The following is a 15,933-nucleotide window of genomic DNA, read 5'->3' as shown; positions in this document are numbered from 1 at the left end:
TTTAAATCCGGTTCGAACGATTGGTTCTCAAATTGCAGAAGTAATCGTTAAGCATCAAAAACTAAATAAAGTAGAAGCAAAAGCGAAAGCCATCGATTTAATGAAACGTGTTGGAATTACAGATGCACAAAAACGATTTGGAGATTATCCGCATCAATATTCAGGGGGAATGCGCCAACGGATTGTCATTGCCATTGCTTTGGCTTGTCGACCTAAAATATTAATTTGTGATGAACCTACAACGGCTCTTGATGTCACGATACAGGCACAAATCTTGCAGTTAATTAAAGATTTGCAAGCTGAGTATGGATTTACAACGATTTATATTACGCATGACTTAGGTGTGGTCGCAAATGTAGCAGATCGCGTCGTTGTGATGTATTCAGGGCAAATTATTGAATATGGAGAGGTTGAAGAAATTTTCTATGAGCCAGCGCATCCGTATACATGGGCGTTACTTTCATCATTACCACAACTTGGAACTAAAGGAAATGAGCTCTTTTCTATCAATGGAACGCCTCCATCACTTTATAATGAGATTATTGGAGATGCCTTTGCCCCAAGAAATCAGTTTGCGATGCAAATTGATTTCGAAGAAGAACCACCATTTTTTGAAATTACGCCCACTCATTTTGCTAAAACGTGGTTACGTGATGAGCGTGCGCCAAAAACGGAAATGCCAAAAACGTTACAAAATTTACATGAAAAACTCGTGGCAATTTATGGAGAGGGCGCAAACGGAGGGGTGAACTAATGAGAGAACGTGAAGTTTTATTATCGGTCAAAGATTTAGAAATTAAATTTAAAGATTTTGTGGCAGTAAAAGATGTGAATTTTGATATTTATAAAGGAGAAACCTTCTCGTTAGTTGGAGAATCTGGATCAGGAAAAACAACCATTGGGCGTGCGATTATTCGTATTAACGACACGTCAAAAGGTGAAATTTTATTTAATGGGAAAAAAATTAATGGACGAATTACGCGAGATATGAATAAATACATTGTTAAAAATATTCAGATGGTGTTTCAAGATCCCGCTGCCTCATTAAATGAACGTGCGACCGTTGATTACATTGTTTCCGAGGGATTAATTAACTTTGGGATGTATGAAAATGAAGCAGATCGGAAACAAAAAGTTATTAAAGCACTTGAATCCGTAGGATTACTTCCAGAGCATGCCACGCGTTATCCTCATGAATTTTCAGGAGGACAACGCCAACGAATTGGAATGGCCCGTGCAATCGTCATGGAGCCAGAGTTTATTATTGCGGATGAGCCGATTTCGGCTCTAGATGTTTCAATTCGTGCGCAAGTGTTAAATTTACTAAAAAAATTACAACAGGACAAAGGCTTAACATATTTATTTATTGCGCATGATTTATCAGTGGTACGATTTATTTCTGATCGAATTGCGGTTATTCATAAAGGACGCATTGTAGAGTTAGCTGAGGCGGAAGAATTGTTTTTAAATCCGTTTCATCCGTATACAAAATCTTTATTATCAGCGATTCCAATTCCCGATCCTCGTCTTGAAAAAAATAAGCAATTAATTGTCTACACAGGCGAAGAGCATGATTATACGGTTGATAAACCTAAGTGGACTGAAATTAAAACAGGACACTTCGTATGGGCAAATGAAGCGGAAGCGCGTGAATATAAAAAGAATGCTAAAGTTAAATAAAGGGTCGTCTTAAAGGTCAGTTACATGTGTTTGTAGCTGACTTTTTTTGCTTTTAACAATTACAAGAAGAGGGAATACGATATAGTAAAGAAGGGGGGATAAGATTGAAACTAAAGAAATATAATCGGCAAAAGGCCATTGATTATGCAAGAAAATGGGCATTAGGACGCAATCCACTCTACCATGATTATGAAAATTATGGAGGAGATTGTACCAATTTTATTTCACAATGTTTACATGCAGGAGAAATTCCTTTTGATGTGAATGGGCGAGATGTTACACAAAAATGGTACTGGTATAGTGACCAGTCTCGAACTCCGTCCTGGACCTCAGCGAGACCTTTGAAAAACTACATCTTGAATAATAACAGAGAATTATCACAGAATTATGGGATTTATGCAAAACCTTGTCAATATGAAGAGTTAGAACTTGGAGATTTAGTCCAAAAAACAGTGAATGGTGAAATTACTCATACCATGATGGTCACAGCGCGTGTTTTTGATAAAAATGGTCAATTGATTGATTATCTAGTTTGTCAACACTCATATGACTTATTAGATTTTCCGTTGTCTCAAAAAGATGGAATTTTAAGTTTTATTAAAATAGTAGGTTATTATGATTGGTAATTTTGGATTATTTTTATTGAAATTTGAAGATATTTCAAATTGAATTCATACATGTTTTCGTGAGATAAAGTCATAATACTATAGTCGACCAAGTCGACAAGATTTTGAAAGTGAGGACTTAATCATGAGAAATAATAACAATGCAAAAAACAATGCAAAAAACCAAGCAAATGCACAAGCTAAAAACCAAACAAATGCAAATGTAGAATTCGCAAATGACTTTGCCAATACAAATGCAAAAAACCAAACAAACAAATTAGCTTCTCAATCAAATACTAAAAATAATTGCCGCTAGTTAGTTAGAATTTATCAAATTGGCAAGAAAAATGAGACAGATAGAGGTCTCATTTTTTTTATGTGTAAACTCTGAAAATGGAAGATTCACATGAAATTAACAGACATTTTTTTGAATTAGACACAAATAATAAGAGTGTCGAGATTCGACAAGAAAATGTGAGGTGTTAATGATGAGTCAAAAAGCGAAAAAATGTGAAGGTAATAATCAATGGGCAGGGCAAAAAGCAGCTGTTAAAGCTACTCAGTATCACGATAAAACCGAGTTTAGTAATGAGTGGGTATCAACGAATAAAGTAGCCGATTGCAATCACCCAACTGAAAAAGAATCACAGGGTGATCAAGAAGAGTCAAGATGTCATTGTTCACATAAGCATTAAACCGAGGAAATAGTAAAAAACGCTATGAGATTGGTCATAGCGTTTTTTGTCATTTTCTAGTATAATAAAAATTGACGACATGAAGAAAGGGTGAGGACATGGAATTATTTGTATCAGATTTAGATGGGACTTTATTAAATAAGCAAAGCGAAGTCTCACAGACATCACGCCAAATTATTAATGATTTAATAGATAAAGGGGTGAAGTTTACCGTCGCAACAGCCCGTACACATGCGACTGTTATTGATTTACTAGAAGGATTAAAGATTGAAATGCCAATTGCCATTATGAATGGCGTGGGGATTTTCGATTTAAAAAATAGAAAATACTTGGAGATTGTGGATTTAGCAAAAGATACCACAATGTCTGTTTTAGCCGTTTTTGATAGCTTAAAACTAGAGCCGATGATTTATGGAATTAAGGATGATCAATTAAGTGTTTATTACCGTGAAATTAACAATGAAGTCGCACAAGACTTTTATTTAGGTCGTTGTGATAAACCATTGAAAACATTTAAACAAATTCAAGACTTTACACCATATATTCAAGATGAACAAATCGTAAATATTTTAGTCTTTGATAAGCTTGAGTTAATCGAAGAGGCTTATCGTCAAATTCAATTCATTGAGGGTGTGAGTGCAACATATTATAAAACACGTACAGAGGGATTTGGCTATATGGAATTATATAGTGCAAATGCCTCAAAAGCAAATGGAATCAAAGCGTTAGCAAAATATGCAGACTTTAGTAAAATCATTGGATTCGGAGATAATTTAAATGATTTACCAATGTTTGAACAGGCGGATGAAGCATATGCTCCTGCAAATGCGGTTCCTGAGATTAAAAAAATTGCGACAGGTGTGATTGGTCATCACAACGAAGATGCCATAGCCCTATATTTACAAGAGCGTTATCATCAAAATAATCAATAATTAAAAGAGCTTGGTTAATCTTAAACCAAGCCTTTTTAGCAGAGATGAAAAATACAGGATAGAAATGGATACTATTTGCACAAGTGCATAAACTATAGTATTATATTAGTAACGCGTTGTAGTGGAGGAGGATGTTTATGGCGGTTTCGAAATACTATCGAATCGATGAACCAAATCAAGAAATTGGAAGTATTGAAATCCATTCACAAGTTTTTGAAGTGATTGCACATAATGCAACAGCAGAAATTGAAGGTGTTTCAAAAATGTTTGAAAGTATCTCACAATCCATCGCAGATACTTTTAATAGTAAAAAACATCGTAATGGTGTTGAAGTAGAATTTGATGAATCAGGGTTAACGATTGATGTTTATGTGAGTATTAAAGCCGGATATACCATTAATGAGGTGGCTGAAAAAATTCAGAAAAATATTCATCAAATGATTTATCATATGACATCAGTTAAAACACATGAAATTTATGTTCATGTCGTATCGATTGATTTTGACTAGTAAAATAAACCACTTTTGGTGGTTTATTTTATTTTTTTCTACGTTTTGTTCATAAATGTGATAAGATATATAGTTGAAATTGTAGAAAATAGTATACAATATAAAAGTAGCAACTTAGAAGATTTGAATAGAAAGAGGGATTTTTGTGATTCGTCATGTTATACGTCAATTTGCAGTACAAACATTATATCAAATGGAAGTGGGGCAACTGACACGTGAAGAAGCCATTGAAAATATTGAATTAATGGTGGAAAGCTTAAAAGAAGAGGCGATTGAATTAATGGCCGAAGAAGTGACACCTCATCAAGCATTACAAATGGAACAAACTTTTAAATTAGATGAATTCTATTTTGAGTTAGTTAACGGGGTATTAACACATAAAGAGCAGTTAGATCAAATCATTAATGATAACCTTCGTGGATGGAGTCTATCACGTTTAAATAAAGTAGATAAAGCTATTTTACGTCTTGCGACATATGAAATGAAATATTGTCAAGACACAGCAAAGAAAATTGTTATTGATGAGGCGTTAGAGTTAACGAAAGAATTCTCAGATACAGGAGATGGAAAAGCACGTAGCTTTAACAATAAAGTTTTAGATCAAATTAGTAAACATATTGCATAGGGTGTGAGTCAATTGGAGCAAAAGCAACCATTAACCGTCAAAGCATTAACCAAATATATTAAATTAAAATTTGACTATGATAAAAATTTACAACACTTATTATTAAAGGGTGAAATTTCAAATTTTAAACGTCATTCCAGAGGGCATTTTTATTTCACGCTCAAAGATGATGAAGCTCAAATTAATGCGGTGATGTTTGCCAGTGCCGCTTCGCAAGTTTCATTTATGCCAAAAGAAGGGATGCAAGTCGTTGTAAAAGGACATATTGCTGTTTATGAGGCTGGCGGATCGTATTCTTTGTATGTAAAAGAAATGACGGAAGATGGGATTGGAAATTTATATGTTGCCTTTACTCAAATGAAAGAACGTTTAGGTGCGGAAGGATTGTTTGATGCGAGATTTAAACAGCCCATCCCCCCTTTTCCTCATGCGATAGGTGTCATTACCTCTCCAACAGGGGCGGCGATTCGAGATGTATTATCGACCATTAAAAGGCGTTTTCCCCTTGTGAAGGTGTATGTTTATCCGGCTCTGGTGCAAGGAGAACAAGCAGCACCTTCAATCGTTAAATGTATTCAACAAGCAAATGAACTCAAACAAGTAGATACTTTAATTGTGGGGCGCGGTGGTGGATCAATTGAAGACCTGTGGGCTTTTAATGAAGAAATTGTGGCCAGAGCCATTTTTGAATCAAAAATTCCAATTATCTCTGCCGTGGGTCATGAAACGGACTTTACGATTGCTGATTTCGTCGCAGATCATCGTGCCCCAACACCGACAGGAGCAGCAGAAATAGCTGTTCCGAATGTCGTAGATGTTTTAAAACACTTGAATCAACTAAATGTGAGGTTAAATCACAATTTTAATGTTCAATTCGAACAAAAAAAGCAATGGCTTTCACAGCTATCGAATCATTATATTATGAAAAATCCTCATGCTTTATTTGAGCAACGTTTAGTTTATGTCAGTCAGTTAAATGATAAACTACAGTACCAATTACAACAACAACTGAGAAAACGTCAACAAATTTTAATGATGCATTCTAATCGATTGATTCAACACAATCCAAAGCAACGAGTGATGAATTATCAACACCAACTCGAATACTTGTCTAAAGCTTTACAAAGTGGAATGAATCAAGAGTTAGCAAATCAAAAACAACACTATGGATTACTTTTAACGAAACTCGACATGCTTAATCCCATGTCTATTTTGAAAAAAGGATACACGGTGACAACGAATGAAAAAAACGAAATGGTGACGAGTGTTTCACAAGTAAGTGTGGGACAAAAAGTAACCGTTGCCTTTGATGATGGATCATTTGTTGCAGAGGTTGATGAAATAAAATCGATGTGAAAGGGTGAATCTTAGTGAGTGAACCAAAAATGAATTTTGATGAAGCATTAAGTCAATTAGAACAAGTGGTTCGTCAGCTAGAAGCTGGAAATTTACCACTTGAGCGTTCAATCGAGCTGTATAAGCAAGGAATGTCTTTATCTAATGAATGCCACCAAAAGCTTCAAAAAATTGAAGCAGAAGTTGCAAAATTAGTTGATTCATCAGGAAATGTCACGGATTTCGAGATTCCGGGGGAATAGTTCATGTTATCAACTTATATTGAAACGAATAAAAAACCATTTGAAAAGGTCATGTTTGACTTAATTGAATCAGAACCTATCCCATCAGAATTAAAAGAATCGATGCTTTACTCGTTAAAAGTAGGAGGGAAGCGATTAAGACCTATTCTGTTATTTGCTGTGTTAGAATCTTTTAACCTCGCACCACAAAAAGGATATCACGTCGCAGCAGCACTTGAAATGATTCATACTTATTCCTTAATTCATGATGATTTACCTGCAATGGATGATGATGCATTGCGTCGTGGGAAACCAACCAATCACATTGTTTTTGGTGAAGCAACAGCTATTTTAGCAGGTGATAGTCTATTGACACATGCCTTTAAAGTCATTGCAGAAGACGAACGATTGACGACAAATCAACGATTATCGTTGATTCAAGCATTATCGTTAGCCTCTGGACCTATGGGAATGGTAGCAGGTCAAGTTCTTGATATGGAAGCTGAAGTTAAAGCAGTGTCTTTAGAACAACTCAAACAGATTCATGTGAATAAGACGGGGCGATTAATCGAATTTGCGATTGTAGCAGGAGCGATTATTGCGCAGGCTGATGATGAAGTCATTAACCAGTTGAAACAATTTGCGTATCATCTTGGACTTGCCTTTCAAATTAAAGATGATATTTTAGATGTTGAAGGTAGTACAGCTGTGTTAGGAAAAAACGTAGGAAGTGATTTAGTAAATGGAAAGAGCACTTATGTGTCATTAACGTCTTTAACAGAGGCAAAAAACATGTTAGAAGAAGAAATTAAGTGTGCTAAAGTAATCTTACATAACCTTCCAGTTTCAACAGCTGTCTTAGAAGCTATTACCGATTACATTAAAGACCGTCAAGCTTAATAAAAATGGGGGCGATTAGACTTAATCGTCCTTTTTTTGACGATTTATCTTCATTTATAATGAATAATGGATGGCTACTGGTGGGAAAAAAAGTCGAAGTGTGGTATGATGATAGAATAAAAATCAAATATGGTTATATTTGAGAAGAAAAGATTAATAATAAAGGTGAAAATGAGGTTGGAGTGATAGAGATGTATAACATCAAGGAGATACAAGATCCTACGTTTATAAAACAATTATCGAATCGACAATTGAAAATTCTTTGTAAGGATCTTCGTACGTTCTTAATCGATTCGTTATCTAAAACAGGTGGACATCTGTCATCAAATCTCGGGGTGGTTGAATTAACCGTTGCTTTGCATAAGGTATTTAACTCACCAGAAGATAAATTTATTTGGGATGTAGGACATCAAAGCTATATCCATAAAATCTTAACAGGAAGAGCAAAGGATTTTCCAACATTAAGACAGTATAAAGGGCTGTCAGGCTTTCCAAAGCGAAAAGAGTCAAGCCATGATTGCTGGGAAACTGGTCATGCCTCTACCTCTATTTCAGCTGCAGTTGGAATGGCTTACGCCAGAGATTTAAATGAAGATGATTATCATGTCATTGCTATTATCGGTGACGGCTCATTAACAGGAGGAATGGCATATGAAGCTTTAAATCATATTGGACATACGAATAAGCGTTTAATCGTCATTTTAAATGACAATGAGATGGCAATTTCACCGAATGTCGGAGCCTTACATAATATTTTAGGAACGATTCGAACAACAGATTCATATTTAAATACAAAACGTCAAGTCAAAGCTGTTTTGAAGGGAAATCAGGTGTTAAATGGTGTGATTCACCGTACAAAGGGAAGTGTTAAGCGATTACTTATTGGAAATACACCTTTTGATGCGTTAGGATTTAAATATTTTGGACCCGTTGATGGACATAATCTGAATGACCTGATAAAGAATTTGAATTTTGCTAAAAAAGCGGATAAACCGGTCCTCATTCATGTGAAAACTACAAAAGGAAAAGGATTCTCGTTTGCCGAACAAGATAAGCTAGGAACATGGCACGGCGTTGGAAAATTTAATAAACGAACGGGAAATGTTGCGGGAGATAAAAAAGAAAATCAAATTTCTTGGAGTAAATTGATTAGTAATGGGTTAATGGAGCTAACAGCGCACGATAAACGTTGTGCAGTGATTACACCCGCCATGATTAATGGGTCGGCATTAAATGAATATGCCAAGCGTTATCCCGATCGTTTAATCGATGTGGGGATCGCAGAAGAGCATGCTGTTACGATGGCAGGTGGAATGGCGACTCAGGGAATGAAACCATTTGTTTCAATCTATTCGACGTTTTTAAAACGTTCATATGATCAAATTCATCACGATATTGCGAGACAAAATTTGGATGTTGTCTTTGGGATTGATCGAGCAGGGATTGTTGGAGCAGATGGCGAGACCCATCAGGGGCTTTATGATATTGCAATGCTTCGTCCAGTGCCTAATATGACACTGATGATGCCTCGTAATGGGGAAGAAGCATACAATCTTCTTTATACCGCTTATCAAACGCCAGGACCATTTGCAATGCGTTATCCACGTGGTGATGTTTGGCAAGTTGATCCTCATTATCATGAGTGGAAAATGATTGAAATTGGATCTTGGGAGTGGTTAGCAACCGCTCAGGATGCAGTCATTGTTTCAATGGGGCCGGTTTTAAGTGAATTAGCTGAATTAGTTGAGGAACTAAAGTTAGAAGGCCTTCACATTGGATTGGTTAATGCAAGATTTATTAAACCGTTGGATTATAAAATGCTTGATGAAATAGCCGCCTTACAGGTTCCGATCATTGTTTATGAAGAATCAACGTTAATAGCAGGACTCGGATCAGCCATTTTAGAGTATTACAATGAGACAAACCAAAGGGTTGAGATCAACCGATTAGGAATTCCGGATATTTATGTTCAACACGGTCGTGTCTCAGAAATTTTAGAAGAACTTCATTTAACAATCGAAGATGTTAAATTAGAAGTGATGCGTAGCTTAAAGAAATAGGTCGGTGTAAGTTAATGAAAAAAGAACGAATTGATGTGTTATTGACACAACTTGGATATTTTAATTCACGTGAAACAGCTAAGCGTGCCATCATGGCAGGGCTTGTTTTAGTGGATCAACAACGAATTGATAAACCGGGAGAAAAGGTTCCAGTAGAATCAAATATTACTGTAAAAGGAAACGTTTGTCCTTATGTCAGTCGAGGTGGATTTAAGCTTGAAAAAGCCATTAAAGCCTTTAATTTAGATTTAAAAGATAAAATTATTATTGATATCGGATCCTCAACAGGAGGATTTACAGATTGTGCCCTTCAAAATGGTGCTAAACTCTCGTATGCCGTTGATGTGGGTTACAACCAATTAGACTGGAAAATTCGTCAAGATGAGCGAGTCATTTGTATGGAACGTACAAACTTCAGATATATGACACCGGAAAATCTAACGCATGGTGTTCCTGAATTTGCATGTATCGATGTTTCATTTATCTCATTAAAAATCATTTTCCCAGTTTTAAAACAATTATTAGCAAAAGAAGGGCAAGTGGCAGCGTTAATTAAGCCACAGTTTGAAGCAGGAAAAGATCAGGTAGGTAAAAAAGGAATTGTGCGTGATCCTAAAATACATATCAAAGTTATTCAAGAAATTGTGGATTTCTTAACTGCTTTAGAATTAAGTGTATTAGGATTAACTTATTCACCGATTAAAGGTGGCGAAGGAAACATTGAGTTTTTAGTTCATGTTGGAAACAATGAACAGTTGACAACTTTAATTACTGAAAAAGAAATTATTAATGTGGTAACGGAAGCTCATAGTCAATTATAAACAAAAGAAGCGAAAAGAGGGGAGATGCATATCTCTCCTTTTATTATTTTTGAAACAAATGTTTGTTTTTTTAAAAAACGAGAGTTGAACAAATGTTCTATTTTTGATATAATGTGAAACAAATGAAATGAATTTTGGTAAGAGATATAGCTTATCGTGACATAAGAATAAAATAAAGATAATTTGAACAATATAGTGGGTGATTATATGTTATCGCATTTATCAATTCAAAATATGGCCATCATTGAAGGGTTACAATTAGATTTAAATCAAAAAATGACGGTGTTAACCGGAGAAACGGGAGCCGGAAAATCAATTATTATTGATGCTATTTCATTATTGATTGGAGATCGTGCCTCAACCGATTTAATTCGTCATCATGAAGAAATGGCAGTGGTTGAAGGCGTTTTTGAAATTGAGAACAATAAACCGTTAAAATCTTATCTAATCGCACATGATATTCCATTTGAGACGCAATTAATTGTTAAACGTACCATTAAACGTTCAGGTAATGGCCAAATTCGAGTAAACGGAGAATTAATGACAGCCAATCAACTAAAAGAAATTGGTCAATATTTAGTGGATATTCATGTTCAACATGATACACATCGATTATTTAATCAAGATTATAATTATCAATTAATTGATAACTTTGATACATCTGATCAAATAGAGAAGGCTAATAAAGCGTATCAAAAGGCTTTAAAGGGGTATAACGGAGCGAAGAAAAAGTATCTCGATTTTAAAAAAAATGCAGATGAAATTCAAAAGCGAATGGATTTAATTCTTTTTCAAAAAAGTGAAATCGAAAAAGTCAATCTGAAAAAGGGTGAATTAGAAGAGCTTGAAGATCGTCGCCATATCATTTTAAATTCGGATAAATTACATAAATCATATACTCAAATTTTATATAATTTAAAAGGAGATGGCGGTGCCATTGAAAAATTATATGAGGCCTACAATCAAACTCAAATGCTTGCTAACATTGATGAAGAGTTAACACCTTCTGTTTCACAAATGGCGGATATTTATTATGGCTTAGAAGAGTTTTTAATGATGATTAATTCGAAGTTAGATGAATTAAATTATTATCCAGAAGAGCTTGACGAAATTGAATCACGATTAAATGAACTGCAAATGTTAAAACGAAAGTATCGTATGGATATCGAAGAAATCATGACCTACCATGCTCAAATTGTGGAAGAGTTGGCCCAAGTTGAGGATTTTGATCACTATGAGAAAAACCTTCATGAGGAATTAAAAACTGCTCATCGGGACTTAATTGAAGCGGGAGAGGTATTGAATCAACATCGTCAAGAAATTTCAGAGGTGATTAAGACTCAGCTGATTCAAGAATTAAATGATTTACAGTTATTTAATACTCAGTTTGATATTGCCTTTACACGCCATCAAACCGATGAAATAATTCAAGGATTTTATACGATCAATGGAATTTATGATATTCAATTCTTATTAAGTACAAATAAAGGAGAGCCAATGAAACCTTTAAACAAGGTAGCATCAGGTGGAGAGTTATCTCGAATTATGTTAGCCTTAAAAACGATTTTGAATCGTGGTCAATTCATTTCAACCATTATTTTTGATGAAATCGATACAGGAGTTAGTGGTCAAGTTGCTTCAAGTATTGGGGCAAAAATGAAAGAGATTGCCAAACAAAAACAAGTTTTATGTATCACGCATTTACCACAAGTTGCTTCACTCGCAGATTATCATATTCATGTCTCTAAACATGAACGCAATGAACGCACCATTACGTCTGTTAAATATTTAACACTCGAAGAGAGAATGCATGAGATTGCGAGAATGTTAAGTAGTGATAATATTACGGAATCGGCAATATTAAATGCGAAACAATTATTACAAAATCATTAATAAATATGAAGAATTCCTTTTTTTTGAGCGCTAGAGTAGAAAAATTGGAATTCTTTTTTTTAGATATTTGAGATTGAAAGAGCCATAATAATTTTGTAGTTCGTGTCGAATAAAGTTGAAAGGAGGCGCAATATGAATCAAAAATTTAATAAAAATTTAAAAAAAGTTTATAATCTTTTGATATTTGTCTTCTCATTAATCAGTATTGTCGCTCCTGCAAGTGAATATGCATGGGCCAAAACGGATAATGAACAACTTTTACACATTGATGAAAAACGAAAAATCTATGAGGTTTCTCATCATCGATTCGAAAAAACAAACACAGTGGCTTCAGTCGACCGATATATGCTTATTCCGGGTGGTGATGCCATTGGAATCAAGATTCAAACAGATGGATTAGTCGTCGTGGATACTTATTTAGTCAATACCTCTAATGGAGCGATTAATCCGGCTAAAGAAGCAGGAATTGTGAAAGGTGATTTAATTGTAGCTGTGAATAATCAAAAAATTACGACTGTTGATGATTATAAGCAGCAATTATTATTGAGCCAAAATAGTGGTCAATTGATCTTAACTGTAAATCGTCAAGGCAAAATTGAACATGTTACGGTTCATCCGGTGACGTCTACAGAAGGCGTCACCACGACGGGACTTTATCTACGTGATAAGTTAGCTGGAATTGGAACCTTGACATTTATTGATCCAAATTCCTTGAAATATGGAGCACTTGGACATGAAATTATTGATCAAGATACCAATCAGTTAGTGACGGTGAGTTATGGAGAAATTATAAACTCCAATGTGACAGCAATTCGTAAAGCGGCAACAGGTAGACCAGGTGAAAAAGTGGCTGACATTTTATTTGATCAAAAGTTAGGAACACTGGAAAAAAACAATAACTTCGGTATCTATGGTGTTATGGGAAATGCTGATACATTTAGTAAAGAACCGATGCCAATTGCTTATGCGAATGAGGTAAAAACTGGTCCAGCTCAAATTTATACTGTATTAAATGGAAATAAAGTTGAGGTATTTAATATTAACATTACCGAAGTCAATCCTCAAACACAAAAAGCTATTAAAGGATTAAAATACGTGGTAACGGATGAACGCTTGCTCAATGAAACCGGTGGAATTGTTCAAGGGATGAGTGGTAGTCCAATCATTCAAGATGGAAAAATTGTAGGTGCTGTTACTCATGTATTAGTTCATGATGCGACGATGGGATATGGTATTTTTATTGAGTGGATGCTACAAGAAGCGGGAATTGATTATTTAAATATTCAAAGTACAACGAATGTAGCTTAGCTAAATACCCAAATTCGACAAAATTCCACATTGTGAGGTGAATATTCGCTCTTTGTGAATAAAAGACAAAACATGATAAAAAATATTTGTCGAATAGAAAAAGTAAAATTTACAATATTTTAAAAATTTACAAGTAATCATTGAAAAATGTAAGGAACTGTAATTTAATAGTAATATAAACCGTAAAAAATTAGGGGGACAAGAGATGAGTAAATTAAGAGTTCTATTAGCGGACGACAATAAAGAATTAATTACTGTACTTTCAGAGTATATTTCTTTACAAGACGACATGGAAGTAGTGGAAGTAGCGGGAAACGGGAATGAAGTTTTATCGACATTACGTCAACGTGAAATTGATATTTTATTATTAGATGTTGTAATGCCTGATTTAGATGGTGTGAGCGTACTCGAAGAATTACGTGAAAATCCTTCAATGTATCGTCGTCCACGTCATATCATTATGTTCACAGCTTTCAATCAAGAAAAAATTATGATGCGTGCTGCTGAATTAGGAGCTTCATATTTTATTATGAAACCATTTGAAATTAATAAAATTGTTAAAATTATTCGTGACATTAACGTACGTTTTGATGCTGTAGAACCATCAAAACCATCAGTGAACGCCTTATACTCAAGCCGCCCTGTTGTAAAAGAGTTTGACTTAGAGGCTGAAATTACGAATATTTTACATGAAATGGGTGTGCCAGCTCATATCAAAGGATACTTATACTTACGTGAGTCAATTAAAATGGTTTATAACGATATTGAATTGTTAGGATCAATTACAAAAGTATTATATCCAGATGTAGCAAAAAAATATAAAACAACGGCTTCACGTGTTGAGCGTGCGATTCGTCATGCCATCGAAGTAGCATGGAATCGCGGAAATATTGAAGCGATCTCAAATATTTTTGGCTATACGGTAAGTGTATCAAAATCTAAACCAACGAACTCAGAGTTTATTGCGATGATTGCCGATAAACTTCGTTTAGAACATAAAAATAAAGTTGCATCTTAATAATCAAACAAAAAGAGTATTGACCGAATCAATACTCTTTTTTATTTTTTTCTTTAAACAACTCACGTTTAAAACGTTTTTTTAATATACTATCGCAGTGGTAAATCTAAAGAACAATTAGCAAGCAAATCGTTAATTGTTCTTAGAAAGGAGAAGCAAGCTAACTAAATAAGGAAATTTAACTAATGAACGTTATGTCTCTTTAATAGAATGGCTTGTAAACGTGAGACAATGAGTGAAAAATATATAAATCATCAGATTTTAACCTGTTCTTGTCCAGTTTGTCATGCAATAAAGCAAAGTTTTTATCCGATTGATTTTTATCATTATCCAATTGATCAAAATTCAGGAATTCCGTCAATTAATATTCCAGTTGAAATTTTACCAGAAAACAAATCATCAAATTCGCCGATGGTAACCGATTATGCTAATAGGAGCTCAGCATGGATAAGTGATGAAGAGGCAGTCTTTTTACAATATGCAACTCATCCTATTTATGAGTTTCGGGGAGTGTGGGTGACAACTGTTCGAAATAGTGACTTTCCAAATAAGGCAGTTTTTGAAGATGGAACATTCGATTTAGAGTTATTTAAACGTGAGTTTTTTTCAATTTTAAAGCATTGTAAATTATTAAATCTAAATGCCATCTTTTTTCAAGTAAGACCTCAAGGTGATGCATTTTACGAGTCTAAGATAAATCCATGGAGTGAATTTTTATCTGGACAACAAGGCGTAAGGCCTGATTGGGGAGATTTTGATCCATTAGAATGGATGATTACCATGACGCATGGTGCCGGTCTTGAATTTCATGCATGGTTTAATCCATATCGCTTAAGTTCTATTTCTAAAGAGGGAAATTCTAAAGAGGAATTGTTAAATCGCCTAGCTCCTAATCATTTTGCAAAAAAAAATCCACAATATGTTTATTTCTTTGACGGTCAAATTTTCCTAGATCCAGGATTTCCTCAAGTCCAAAAGCACGTGATTCAAAGTGTGATGGAAGTGGTCCAAAATTATTCGATTGATGCGGTTCATTTTGATGATTATTTTTATCCCTATTCCTATCTAACGATAATAGATGATGAACCTAAAGAAATAAGTTTTAATGATGAGAGTCCAGATATCGAGACCTATGAAACGTATCATCAACCTGGACAAAGTATTAAGCAGTGGCGTGAATATAACGTTAATTCACTGATTTATTCCTTGTCCTTGTCCATCCGTAAATACAATCGAGAAACAGGCAAAAGTATCGCATTTGGTGTGAGCCCGTTTGGAGTTTGGGCATCAAATTTTGAACAATCTGTCGG

Annotated in this window: 17 protein-coding genes; all 17 read left to right on the top strand. The window is 34.7% G+C overall.

The genetic code is table 11. From position 1 onward, the window contains the following. Window positions 1-754, top strand: a 754-nt coding sequence (locus QWC74_RS06705) for an ABC transporter ATP-binding protein (protein WP_288993950.1), incomplete at its 5' end; no start/stop codon positions are given. Then, the gene (locus tag QWC74_RS06700; protein ID WP_006785560.1) at window positions 754-1,680 is read left to right on the top strand and encodes an ATP-binding cassette domain-containing protein; all 927 of its coding nucleotides are present in this window, start codon (window positions 754-756) and stop codon (window positions 1,678-1,680) included. The genes QWC74_RS06705 and QWC74_RS06700, both read left to right, overlap by 1 nt. Before the next feature lie 104 nt (window positions 1,681-1,784). Next, entirely contained in the window at window positions 1,785-2,306 is a 522-nt protein-coding gene (locus tag QWC74_RS06695; RefSeq protein WP_006785561.1) for an amidase domain-containing protein, read from the top strand. Window positions 2,307-2,430: 124 nt separating this feature from the next. After that, complete coding sequence (locus tag QWC74_RS06690; protein WP_009606431.1) at window positions 2,431-2,601, top strand: hypothetical protein; 171 nt, start codon at window positions 2,431-2,433, stop codon at window positions 2,599-2,601. A gap of 172 nt (window positions 2,602-2,773) precedes the next feature. After that, a complete protein-coding gene (locus QWC74_RS06685) occupies window positions 2,774-2,980 on the top strand; it encodes a hypothetical protein (RefSeq protein ID WP_006785562.1) in 207 nt (68 codons plus the stop codon). A 98-nt stretch (window positions 2,981-3,078) separates the two neighbouring features. Beyond that, on the top strand, window positions 3,079-3,912 hold the full coding sequence (locus tag QWC74_RS06680) for a Cof-type HAD-IIB family hydrolase (protein ID WP_006785563.1): 834 nt from the start codon (window positions 3,079-3,081) through the stop codon (window positions 3,910-3,912). A 137-nt stretch (window positions 3,913-4,049) separates the two neighbouring features. Beyond that, window positions 4,050-4,421 (top strand): Asp23/Gls24 family envelope stress response protein, encoded by a 372-nt coding sequence (locus QWC74_RS06675; protein WP_006785564.1) that lies wholly within the window; start codon window positions 4,050-4,052, stop codon window positions 4,419-4,421. A 145-nt stretch (window positions 4,422-4,566) separates the two neighbouring features. Then, entirely contained in the window at window positions 4,567-5,046 is a 480-nt protein-coding gene (nusB, locus tag QWC74_RS06670; RefSeq protein ID WP_006785565.1) for a transcription antitermination factor NusB, read from the top strand. A 12-nt stretch (window positions 5,047-5,058) separates the two neighbouring features. After that, window positions 5,059-6,402, top strand: a complete 1,344-nt coding sequence (xseA, locus tag QWC74_RS06665) for an exodeoxyribonuclease VII large subunit (RefSeq protein WP_006785566.1) — start codon at window positions 5,059-5,061, stop codon at window positions 6,400-6,402. A 14-nt stretch (window positions 6,403-6,416) separates the two neighbouring features. Continuing rightward, window positions 6,417-6,644 carry an exodeoxyribonuclease VII small subunit gene (gene xseB / locus QWC74_RS06660; RefSeq protein ID WP_006785567.1) on the top strand — a complete coding sequence of 76 codons (228 nt, stop codon included), beginning with the start codon at window positions 6,417-6,419 and terminating at the stop codon, window positions 6,642-6,644. Window positions 6,645-6,647: 3 nt separating this feature from the next. Then, entirely contained in the window at window positions 6,648-7,523 is an 876-nt protein-coding gene (locus tag QWC74_RS06655) for a polyprenyl synthetase family protein (protein ID WP_006785568.1), read from the top strand. A 191-nt stretch (window positions 7,524-7,714) separates the two neighbouring features. Then, a complete protein-coding gene (gene dxs / locus QWC74_RS06650) occupies window positions 7,715-9,583 on the top strand; it encodes a 1-deoxy-D-xylulose-5-phosphate synthase (protein WP_006785569.1) in 1,869 nt (622 codons plus the stop codon). A 14-nt stretch (window positions 9,584-9,597) separates the two neighbouring features. Beyond that, window positions 9,598-10,404, top strand: a complete 807-nt coding sequence (locus tag QWC74_RS06645) for a TlyA family RNA methyltransferase (protein WP_006785570.1) — start codon at window positions 9,598-9,600, stop codon at window positions 10,402-10,404. Between the two features lie 207 nt (window positions 10,405-10,611). Continuing rightward, window positions 10,612-12,297 (top strand): DNA repair protein RecN, encoded by a 1,686-nt coding sequence (gene recN, locus QWC74_RS06640; protein WP_006785571.1) that lies wholly within the window; start codon window positions 10,612-10,614, stop codon window positions 12,295-12,297. Between the two features lie 132 nt (window positions 12,298-12,429). Then, complete coding sequence (gene spoIVB, locus QWC74_RS06635; protein WP_006785572.1) at window positions 12,430-13,605, top strand: SpoIVB peptidase; 1,176 nt, start codon at window positions 12,430-12,432, stop codon at window positions 13,603-13,605. Window positions 13,606-13,810: 205 nt separating this feature from the next. After that, window positions 13,811-14,623, top strand: coding sequence for a sporulation transcription factor Spo0A (gene spo0A / locus QWC74_RS06630; RefSeq protein WP_006785573.1), 813 nt, complete (start codon window positions 13,811-13,813; stop codon window positions 14,621-14,623). A 231-nt stretch (window positions 14,624-14,854) separates the two neighbouring features. Further along, on the top strand, window positions 14,855-15,933 hold a 1,079-nt coding region (locus QWC74_RS06625), incomplete at its 3' end, for a glycoside hydrolase family 10 protein (protein WP_288993949.1).

Origin of the sequence: uncultured Turicibacter sp., from assembly GCF_938044715.1 — a bacterium.
Classification (GTDB): Bacteria; Bacillota_I; Bacilli_A; order MOL361; family Turicibacteraceae; genus Turicibacter; species Turicibacter sanguinis.
Note: the sequence above shows the minus strand (reverse complement) of the source record. Positions and strands in the feature narration are given on the sequence as shown.